At 72.5% G+C, this 9860-nt stretch carries 8 protein-coding genes; 5 read left to right on the forward strand and 3 right to left on the reverse strand.

Annotated features, from left to right (window positions below):
* Positions 1–149: 149 nt before the first annotated feature.
* Positions 150–935 (reverse strand): type II CAAX prenyl endopeptidase Rce1 family protein, encoded by a 786-nt coding sequence (locus ACFRCR_RS12905; RefSeq protein ID WP_377678039.1) that lies wholly within the window; start codon positions 933–935, stop codon positions 150–152.
* 189 nt (positions 936–1124) lie between these two features.
* Between ACFRCR_RS12905 and ACFRCR_RS12910 the strand changes: the two genes are divergently transcribed.
* On the forward strand, positions 1125–1898 hold the full coding sequence (locus ACFRCR_RS12910) for a phosphatase PAP2 family protein (protein WP_377678027.1): 774 nt from the start codon (positions 1125–1127) through the stop codon (positions 1896–1898).
* Positions 1899–2348: 450 nt separating this feature from the next.
* Positions 2349–3260, forward strand: coding sequence for a glycoside hydrolase family 19 protein (locus tag ACFRCR_RS12915; RefSeq protein WP_377678029.1), 912 nt, complete (start codon positions 2349–2351; stop codon positions 3258–3260).
* Between the two features lie 116 nt (positions 3261–3376).
* Here the strand turns inward: ACFRCR_RS12915 and msrA are convergent, their stop codons facing one another.
* Entirely contained in the window at positions 3377–4039 is a 663-nt protein-coding gene (gene msrA / locus ACFRCR_RS12920; protein ID WP_377678031.1) for a peptide-methionine (S)-S-oxide reductase MsrA, read from the reverse strand.
* 289 nt (positions 4040–4328) lie between these two features.
* Here msrA and ACFRCR_RS12925 point away from each other — a divergent pair, with 289 nt between their 5' ends.
* Genes ACFRCR_RS12925 through ilvA form a run of 3 tightly spaced genes read left to right on the forward strand, consistent with a single transcriptional unit; the run spans position 4329 to position 8154 of the window.
* Positions 4329–5561 carry a cystathionine gamma-synthase gene (locus ACFRCR_RS12925; protein ID WP_377678033.1) on the forward strand — a complete coding sequence of 411 codons (1233 nt, stop codon included), beginning with the start codon at positions 4329–4331 and terminating at the stop codon, positions 5559–5561.
* Complete coding sequence (locus tag ACFRCR_RS12930; RefSeq protein ID WP_377678035.1) at positions 5558–6937, forward strand: AI-2E family transporter; 1380 nt, start codon at positions 5558–5560, stop codon at positions 6935–6937. Before ACFRCR_RS12925 ends, ACFRCR_RS12930 begins: the two co-directional genes overlap by 4 nt.
* Before the next feature lie 50 nt (positions 6938–6987).
* Positions 6988–8154 carry a threonine ammonia-lyase gene (ilvA, locus tag ACFRCR_RS12935; RefSeq protein WP_377678041.1) on the forward strand — a complete coding sequence of 389 codons (1167 nt, stop codon included), beginning with the start codon at positions 6988–6990 and terminating at the stop codon, positions 8152–8154.
* A gap of 167 nt (positions 8155–8321) precedes the next feature.
* Here the strand turns inward: ilvA and ACFRCR_RS12940 are convergent, their stop codons facing one another.
* Positions 8322–9242, reverse strand: coding sequence for an endonuclease domain-containing protein (locus tag ACFRCR_RS12940; RefSeq protein ID WP_377678037.1), 921 nt, complete (start codon positions 9240–9242; stop codon positions 8322–8324).
* Positions 9243–9860 lie beyond the last annotated feature (618 nt).

Consider the following 9860-nt stretch of genomic DNA (forward strand, 5'->3'; position numbering starts at 1 on the left):
CTACGTCCCGCCGCTCGACGGGGACGCGACGCCCGCAGGCTGACCGCTGGTCGGCGACCCGCGCTGTGGCCGGGCGCCGACCCCTGCGGCGGGTGACGACCCGGCGGGGGTGGCGATGCCTGCGGCGGTGACGACGCCCGCGGCGCGCCTCAGCGCCCGCCCGTGACGAACACGTCGAACAGCTCGGGGTGGTGCGCGTGCACCAGGACCGCGAACACGATCGCGTCGAACAGCAGGTGCACGCACACCACGTACGTGAGCGACTTGGTGCGCGCGAAGATCCACCCCTGGACCAGCGCGAACGGGATCGTCAGGAGCGGCCCCCAGCTGCGGTAGCCCAGCTCCCACAGGAACGACACGAACACCGTCGCCTGCAGGAGGTTCGCGGGCCACAGCGCGAAGTGGCGGCGCAGCAGCGCGAACACGACGCACACGAAGAACAGCTCGTCCCAGATCCCCACGGCGTTGACGCCGACGAAGAGCCGGGCGATCTCCTGCGGCGTCTCGATCGCGGGCCAGTTCCGGTACGACCCCGACCCGATGAAGTACGCGGGCAGGATCAGGTAGCCCGCGACGAGCACGACCAGCAGGTACACGATCTGGGTGCGGTTCCACCGCCTGCCCGTGCGGACCGGGAAGCGGATCGCGTCGTCGCGGTAGACGTAGCGCGAGACGGCCCACGGGACCAGCACCGCCAGCGAGAGCACGACGGCGAACCGAGCGATCCCGGCGTCGCTCAGGTCCGCCGCGAGCGGGATGGTGCTGATGATGCCCATGCCCAGCGCGATCAGCAGCAGGTCACGCCCGAGCCGCCGGTCGACCAGGAGCCCCAGCAGGACGCCCACGACGAGCGGCACGTACCCGAGCGGCCGGACGTGCACCGCGAACAGGAGCACCGCAGACCCGCAGACCAGCGCCGCGGCGAGCAGGCGCAGGGTGGTCGTGCGGACGGGCGCGCGGGGGGCGTCGGGCGTCGCGGCGGTGCGGGCGTCGGTCACGCGCCCCACGATGCCACGGGCACGGACGTGAAGGCGGGGTGTGGGCCGCGAGGGGGACGGCAGGAGGTGTCCGGGTCCGACCGCGGTCTGATGTTCATCGGCCGTTCACCTCCGTACCATTCCGGGGTGAAGTCCCCCAGATCGCCCCTGCTCCTGGCCCTGCTCTGGCTGCTCGCAGCCGCCGTGGTCGTGCCGTCGCTGCTGCTCCTGCGCGGGCCCAGCACCGAGCTCTACCTCGCCGTGACCGCCCGGACCGCGGACCTGCCCGGCGTCGAGCTGGTCGCCGAGGCCGGTGTGATCGCGCTCGCCCTGCTGTGGCTGCTCGCCGCCTGGCAGGCGCGCGGGGCGGGGCTCGGTGCGGTCGCGACGGCGGTCGTCGCAGGCGCCGGGGTCGTGGTCGCGTACGCGACGTCCGAGGTCGCCAAGACGATCGTCCAGCAGCCCCGCGGGTGCTGGGACCTCATCGAGATCGCGCACTGCCCAGCGGCGGGGGACTGGTCCTTCCCGAGCAACCACACGACCATCGCGTTCGCGCTCGCGACGTCCGTGGTGCTCACGGCGCTCGCCACGGGCCGCCCGCGGGACTCCCTCGGCACGACGACGGCGCTCCGGTTCCGGCGCGCACGTCGCCTCCCGCCCTACCGGGTCATGGTCGTCGCGCCCGCGGTCCTCGCGATCGTGACGGGCGCGGCGCGCCTGGTGCAGGGGGTCCACTTCCCGCACGACGTCGTCGCGGGCGCGACGGTCGGAGTGTGCGTCGTGGTGGCGCTCGTCCTGGCGCTGCGCGGGCCGGCTGCCGCAGGGCTGGCGGTGCTGTGCCGCAACGAGGTCGTGGGCAGGGTGCTGCTCGCACCGGAGGTGCGGGCCGGGGCCGACGACAGGACGCTGGTCCGGCGCTGAGGGTCGCACTGCGACCTGCTGAGGGTGACGTGACTGGCTGCCGAGGGTGACGCTGCTGGTCGCCGACGGTGACGACCGATCGTGCCGAGGGTGACGCTGCTGGTCGCCGACGGTGACGACCGATCGTGCCGAGGGTGACGTGAACGTCGCCGACGGTGATGACCGATGGTGCCGAGGGTGACTCCTTCGGTCGTCGACGACGTCACCGTCGGCGGTTGCACCCGTCACCCTCGGCGGCAGAGTCGGTCACCGTCGGCGGGCTCGGGGCGCCTCGGAGTTCCCTGAGTGCCCAGGCGCTTCCCGGGAGACACAGCGCAATCGGGCAGTTTGTTCGAGTTGCTGACATTTGTGCGCATCGCTACCTTGTGACCGCGGCGCCAGCCGTTCACAAGGATTGTTCAACGATGAGCAAATGGGGGCTCGATGTTTGGCAAGAGAACTGTCACGGGTATGCGCCGAGGAGCCGCGATCGTGGCTGCCGGGCTCGTGAGCGCGGTCGTCGCGACCGCCGCCGCCGCCCCGGCGACCGCGGTCGATGCACAGGCGGCGGCACCGCTCACGGTCGCCGTCGCGGCGCCCACGAACCCGTGCGCCGCGACGTGGAGCGAGACCACTGCGTACCAGAGCGGGGCCACGGTCTCGCACCACGGCCGCAACTTCACCGCGAAGTGGTGGACGCAGCGTGAGAACCCGGGGGCCACGACCGTCTGGGCGGACAAGGGGGCCTGTCAGGGCGGCACGTCCGACTTCGTCATCAGCGAGGCCGAGTTCGACGCGATCTTCCCGAAGCGCAACGCGTTCTACACCTACCAGGGCCTCGTGGACGCCCTGGCGGCGTACCCGAGGTTCGCCAACACGGGGACCGAGACGACCCGGACCCAGGAGGCGGCGGCGTTCCTGACCCACGCCGACTTCGAGTCGGTCGGTCTGCGGTACGTCAAGGAGATCAACGAGGCGAACTACTGGATCAAGTGCGACTACTCGCAGCCGTTCGGCTGCCCGGCCGGGCAGAAGGCCTACTACGGCCGTGGTCCGATCATGTTCAGCTGGAACTTCAACTACAAGGCGGCCGGCGACGCGCTCGGCATCGACCTGCTCAACAACCCGTGGCTCGTCGAGCAGGACCCGTCGATCGCGTGGCAGACGGCCCTCTGGTACTGGAACACGCAGAACGGTCCGGGCGTGATGACGTCGCACGAGGCGATGATCGGGGGCGCCGGATTCGGTCAGACGATCAACTCGCTCAACGGGGCGCTCGAGTGCGACGGCGGCAACCCGGCGTCGGTCCAGAGCAGGGTCGACCGCTACCAGAAGATCACGGCGATCCTGGGCGTCGCGCCGGGATCGGGCCTGACCTGCTGAGCAGCTGAGACGTGTCGGACCCGCGGAGCCGACCCACCGAGAAGTGAGTAGGTGCCCCTCGTCCGATCGGATCAGGGGCACCTACTCACTTCTCGGCGAGGCTGCTCAGCCCAGCATCACGCTGCGTCGGGGAACGGGATCCCCGTCGTCGCGTGGCAGCGGTACCCGTAGGGGTTCTTGTCGAGGTACTGCTGGTGGTAGTCCTCGGCGTAGTAGAACGTGCGCCCCTCGGCCGGCGCGACCTCGGTGGTGATGGGGTCCAGGCCACGTGCGGTCAGGACCTTCTGGTACCGCTCCTCGGTCTCGCGGACCGCGGCCTCCTGCTCGGGCGTCGTCCAGTAGACCGCCGAGCGGTACTGGGTGCCGACGTCGTTGCCCTGCCGGTAGCCCTGGGTCGGGTCGTGACACTCCCAGAAGATCTTGAGCAGCTCCTCCTCGCTCACCACGGACGGGTCGTACGCGACGAGCGCGGTCTCGGTGTGCCCGGTCCGTGCGGTGCAGACCTCCTCGTACGTGGGGTTGGGAGTGGTGCCGCCCATGTAGCCGACGGCGGTCGAGATCACTCCCGGCACCTGCCAGAAGATCTCCTCGGCGCCCCAGAAACAGCCCATCGCGAGGTACAGCACGCGCGTGCCCTCGGGCCACGGACCGGTGATCGACGTCCCCAGCACGGTGTGCGGGCGGGCGGTGGGGAGCACGGGCTGGTCCCGCCCGGCGAGCGCCTTCTCGGGCGCGACCATCTGGGTCTTCATCGAGGACCCGAACAACGACTCGAACATCTTTACCTCCACCTGTAGCCGACACCTGGGCAACACCTCGTCGTCGTCGCCTGTTCCCCGGACGCCTCGGAACCGTCCCGTCCCGCCGGTCCGTACCGTCCCGTCCCGCCGGTCCGTACCGTCCCGTCCCGCCGGTCCGTACCGTCCCGTCCCGCCGGTCCGTACCGTCCCGTCCTGACGGTCCGTACCGGTCCCGTCCCGACAGTGCGCGCGAAATGTCCACATCCGCTCTGCGAGAACCGTCGTGTTCCGCAGGAACGCGCGGCCCCCGGGCACGTAGGCTCACAGGATGAGCAGCGCGAGCACTCCCTCCCACCCCGACTGGTCGAGCACCGGCTTCGCGACCCGCGCCATCCACGCGGGACAGGACCCGGACGCGACGACGGGGGCCGTCGTGCCCCCGATCTACCAGGTCTCCACCTACAAGCAGGACGGCGTCGGCGGTCTGCGCGGGGGGTACGAGTACTCCCGGTCCGCGAACCCGACCCGTACCGCGCTCGAGGAGGCGCTCGGCGCCGTCGAGACGCCCGAAGGTGCTGCGCAGGCGCGCGGGTTCGCGTTCTCCTCGGGCCTCGCGGCGGAGGACACGCTGCTGCGCGCGACGCTGCGCCCGGGCGACCACGTCCTGGTGCCCGACGACGCGTACGGCGGCACGTACCGCTTGGTGGCGCGGGTGTTCGGCCCTTGGGGCATCGAGCACACGGCCGTGGACCTGACGGACCTGGACGCCGTGCGGGCCGCGGTCCAGCCGGGCCGCACGAAGGTCCTGTGGGTAGAGACCCCGACCAACCCGCTGCTGGGCGTGAGCGACATCGCCGCCCTCGCGCAGGTCGCGCACGAGCACGGCGCGACCCTCGTGGTCGACAACACGTTCGCGACGCCCTACCTGCAGCAGCCGATCGGCCTGGGCGCCGACGTCGTCGTGCACTCGACGACCAAGTACATCGGTGGGCACAGCGACGTCGTCGGGGGAGCGCTCGTCGTGGCCGACGGCGCGGAGCTCCCGGGCGACCTCGTCTCGCCCGCGGGGACGCGCGGCCTGGCCGACGCGGTCGGCTTCCACCAGAACTCCTCGGGTGCGGTCGCGGGGCCGTTCGACGCGTGGCTCACGCTGCGCGGTCTCAAGACGCTCGCGGTGCGCATGGACCGGCACTCGGCCAACGCGGCCGCGGTCGCGGAGTTCCTCGCGTCGCACCCCGCGGTGACCGAGGTCGTGTACCCGGGCCTCGCGTCGCACCCCGGGCACGAGCTCGCGAAGCGCCAGATGCGCGGCTTCGGCGGCATGGTGTCCTTCCGTGCGGGGAGCGAGGAGAAGGCGCTCGCGGTCTGCGCCCGCACCCAGGTGTTCACGCTCGCGGAGTCGCTCGGCGGGGTCGAGTCGTTGATCGAGCACCCGGGGCGCATGACGCACGCGTCGGTCGCGGGCTCGGCGCTCGAGGTCCCCGACGACCTGGTGCGGCTGTCGGTCGGCATCGAGGACGCGGCGGACCTGATCGCGGACCTCGCGCGGGCTCTCGCGTGAGCGCGGCACCGCGCAAGGGCCGCGCCCAGAAGGCACAGGGCCCGACGACGTCGCCCGCCTCCGCGGGGGCGGTCGCCACGGCGGTGGCCCCGACGCCTGCGGCGACCCCGAAGGTGCGCGCCGGCAGGCCGCACGGTGCCGACGCCGTCCCGCCGTCGATCCAGACCGCCGCGGCCTGGTCGTGGCGCCTGCTCCTGATCGGTGCGCTCGTCACGGCGAGCCTGTACGTCACGGCGCTGTTCAAGGTCATCGTGGTCCCGGTCGCGATCGCCTTGCTCCTCACGGTGCTGCTGACACCGGTTCGACGCTTCCTCGAGAAGCGGCTGCGGTTCTCCCGCGGCCTGGCCTCGATCTCGGCGTTGCTGGGTCTTCTCCTGGTCGTGGGAGGGCTCATCACGGTGGCGGGCAGCACGATCGTGAGCGGGATCTCGGAGCTTCGCGAGAAGGCGATCGACGGCTTCAACGAGTTCATGGACTGGCTGCAGGCGGGGCCGTTCGGGATCGGCGTCGAGCAGGTCGACGGCTACCTCAAGGAGCTCGAGAAGTTCATCAGCTCGAGCCAGGACAGCATCGTGTCCGGGGCGCTGGGCGCGGCGACGACCGTGGGCCACGTGGCCGCGGGCGCCGTGATCGCGCTGTTCTGCACGTTCTTCTTCCTGCTCGACGGCCGGACCATCTGGTCCTGGTGCGTGGGCCTGTTCCCGGCGAGGTCGCGCGACACGATCCACCAGGCGGGGCGTCGCGGCATCGTCACGCTGTCCGCCTACACGCGCACCCAGATCCTCGTGGCGCTCGTCGACGCGGTCGGTATCGGTGTCGGTGCGGCGTTCTTCGTGCCGTCGCTCGCACTGCCCCTCGGCATCCTGGTGTTCGTGGGGTCGTTCATCCCGATCGTGGGTGCCGTCGTCACGGGCGCGGTGGCGGTGCTCGTCGTGCTGGTCGCGAACGGGTGGGTCGCGGCGCTCATCATGCTGGGCATCGTGCTGGCGGTCCAGCAGATCGAGAGCCACGCGCTCCAGCCGTTCCTCATGGGGCACGCGGTCTCGCTGCACCCCGTCGCGGTGCTGCTCGTGGTCGCGGCCGGCGGGTTCGCGGCCGGCATCGTGGGGGCCCTGTTCGCGGTGCCGCTCGCTGCCCTGATCAACACCGTGGTGCTCTACTTCAACGGGCACGACAAGTTCCCCGACCTCGGTACCGACGACACCCTCGTGATACGTGGCAAGCCCGCGCTCCCGGTCATGGTCCGGCGTGCCGAGGAGGACCTCGCCGACGACGAGAAGGTGCCCGCCTCGGCGCGCACCGCCGGGCGCAGGGCGTCGCGCCGTGAGGGAGCGCCGTCGTCGGGCACCGGGGCGAGCGCGGGCGAGGACGCGTGACCCTCGCTCAGCCCGGCGTGACTCTCGACAGCATCCGCGACGCCGCCCGCATGCTCGACGGCGTCGCCTACCGGACCCCCGTCCAGACGAGCCGCGCGCTCAGCCAGGTCACGGGTGTGCCCGTGGCGCTCAAGTGCGAGAACCTCCAGCGCGCCGGGTCGTTCAAGATCCGCGGCGCGTACATCCGCATGGCCCGGCTCTCGGCCGAGGAGAAGGCGCGGGGCGTCGTCGCGGCGAGCGCCGGGAACCACGCCCAGGGCGTCGCGTTCGCGGCGGGCCTGCTCGGTATCCAGGCCGTCGTCTACATGCCGGTCGACGCCGCGCTGCCCAAGGTCGCCGCGACCCGGGAGTACGGGGCCGAGGTGCGCCTGGTCGGCGTCGACGTCGACGAGACGCTCGCAGCCGCGAAGGCCGAGGCCGAGCGCACGGGCGCGGTGTTCATCCACCCGTTCGACCACCCCGACGTCGTCGCGGGCCAGGGCACGATCGCGCTCGAGATCCTCGAGCAGGTGCCCGACGTCCGCACGGTCGTCATGCCGCTCGGCGGCGGTGGCCTCGTCGCGGGGGTCGCGGCGGCCATGGCCGAGGTCGCGCCGCACGTCAAGGTCGTCGGGGTCCAGGCGGCGCGGGCGGCGGCGTACCCGGGCTCGCTCGCCGCAGGCGTCCCGACGACGTCGCTCGCCCGCTCGACCATGGCCGACGGCATCGCGGTGGGCACCCCGGGCCCCGTGCCGTTCTCGATCGTGTCCGAGCTGGGCGCCGAGGTACGGACGGTGACCGAGGACGAGCTGTCGCGCGCGCTCCTGATGATCACCGAGCGGGCCAAGCTCGTCGTCGAGCCGGCGGGGGCCGCCGGGGTCGCGGCGCTGCTCGCCGACCCGACGGGGTGGGACGGCCCGGTCGTGGTGATCCTGTCCGGGGGGAACATCGACCCCCTGGTGCTGCTGCGCGTGCTGCGGCACGGGCTCGCGGCTGCGGGCCGGTACATGCAGATGCAGGTCCTGCTGGACGACCGGCCCGGGGCGCTCGCGCAGATGCTCGACGTGATCGCGGGGGTCGGCGGCTCGATCATGCACATCGACCACGACCGCACGGACGTGCACCTCGCGATCGGCGAGGCGTGGGTGCGCATGCAGGTCGAGACCAAGGGACAGGAGCACTGCGAGGCGCTCGTCGCGCAGCTACGGGGCGCGGGGTACCGGGTGCTGACGGGCTGACGGGCTGCCGCTCGTCGCGGGGTGGAACGCGCGACGTGTGGCGCGCGGCGTGTGGCGCGCGGCGAGGACGCGAGACGCTGCCCGTTGTCGCCTGCGGGGTGCGTCGGGCGACGACCTGCAGCATCTCGGTAGGTGAACGGGGCCACCGGAGGCCCCTCCGGTCGGCGTCAGGCGCCCTCGACGATGCGGGGCCGGACCGCGACGTCCGGTGCGTCCGCGAGGTTGCCCGGGTCCACCCCACGGTCGGCAAAGGCCTGCATGACCCGTCCCGTCGTGGCGGGCCAGCGGCGCAGGACGTCGTCCGCGTACAGCACGAGGACCCGCCACCCCAGGCGCTCCAGCTCTTCTCGGCGCGCGACGTCGTCGAGCATCTGCTGCCTGTCCGTGAGGTGGTGGATCCCGTCGTACTCGATCGCGATGCGTAGCCCGGGCCAGCACAGGTCGGGGCGTGCGACCCACCGGTCCCGGTCGTACACGTCGGCTCCGACGACGGGGCACGGGAACCCGGACGCAACCAGCAGGACCCGGACCCGGGTCTCCATGGGCGAGTCGACGAACGCCCGGGTGGCGGCCAACGCCCTCCGGAGCGCACGAGCCCCACGTCGGGAGCCATGCCAGGCCAGGGCTCTGGCGAGCTCCTCCCGGGGAACCGCGGGCCAGCGTCTGCCGACGATCGCGTCGGTGACGCAGACGAGATCCGTGAACGACAGCTCGTGCGTGGACGAGAGCGACGGCGTCGTGGCGCGGCGAGCGTCGACCCGTCCCTGGTCGGGACCGGTCAGCGCGGCGGGTCGGACGAGGCCGGCGAGGTCGAGCCACGTCCGGGCGAGGGTCGTGACGGGGCGCCCACGGTGACGGGTGACGTGGTTGGTCCGGGGGCGGACGTGTCCCGTGATCCCCGCGGCCTCGCTCGGGAACTTCCCGGGTCCCCGGGAGACGTGCAGCGTCGCGGTGAGGTCGATTCCGGACGGGAGCGGAAGCCCCCACAGGGCCGCGGCCGTCGTGTGCGACCAGGCGTCACCGTCGGAGAACGTGAGCTCGACGGCTTCGCAGAGCGCTCCGAGGTCGTGCATCCGGGACCTGTCCATGCGAATCCCGGGCAACGGCGTGTGCAGCTTCGTGGACCGTACCTGCCGCCGGGTGCATCCGGCCGCGATCGCGTCGGCGACGAGGAACGGTGCGGGTGGGAGGGGGATCACGAGATGCTGCCCGTTGTCGCCCCGAGGGGCGGGCACCCGACCACCGCGAGCATCTCGCGTGCGCGTGCGCGTGCGCGTGCGAGTGCGAGTGCGGGTGCGGGTGCGGGTGCCCGCTGGGACAGGGGAGGGCTCGGGGAGTCGTCCGTCATGGCGTGATCCTGCCTGACCGCGACCTGGTGCGTGGCGGGTCCCGGGGCAGCCTGTGGACAGACGCCGGCGTCGTGCGAGCCGCGCCCCTCCGCCCCGGCGGCGAGATGCTGCTCGCTGTCGCACCACGCGCGGGGGACCCGACAACCGCCAGCATCTCGCCGAACGTCGCGAGCGGGCTGAACAGTTCAGGCAGGCCCGCATGGCGGCGGATTCCCGCCTGCGGGCGGCCCCGACCGTGAACCGGGCGGCCCCGAGCGTGGGCCGGGCGGCCCGAGCGTCGGCCGGGCGGCCCCGACCGGCTGCTCGCCGCAGGCACCCGGACGCACGCAGGCCCGGGAACCCTGAGGTTCCCGGGCC

It is taken from the genome of Oerskovia sp. NPDC056781 (genome assembly GCF_042789955.1).
GTDB lineage: Bacteria > Actinomycetota > Actinomycetes > Actinomycetales > Cellulomonadaceae > Oerskovia > Oerskovia rustica.

Bases quoted from the DNA above. Each gene is read 5' to 3' on its own strand.
- ACFRCR_RS12915 (WP_377678029.1), top strand. From the start codon at position 2,349: ATGCGCCGAGGAGCCGCGATCGTGGCTGCCGGGCTCGTGAGCGCGGTC.
- msrA (WP_377678031.1), bottom strand. From the start codon at position 4,039: ATGTTCGAGTCGTTGTTCGGGTCCTCGATGAAGACCCAGATGGTCGCG.
- ACFRCR_RS12925 (WP_377678033.1), top strand. From the start codon at position 4,329: ATGAGCAGCGCGAGCACTCCCTCCCACCCCGACTGGTCGAGCACCGGC.
- ilvA (WP_377678041.1), top strand. From the start codon at position 6,988: ATGCTCGACGGCGTCGCCTACCGGACCCCCGTCCAGACGAGCCGCGCG.
- ACFRCR_RS12940 (WP_377678037.1), bottom strand. From the start codon at position 9,242: ATGGACAGGTCCCGGATGCACGACCTCGGAGCGCTCTGCGAAGCCGTC.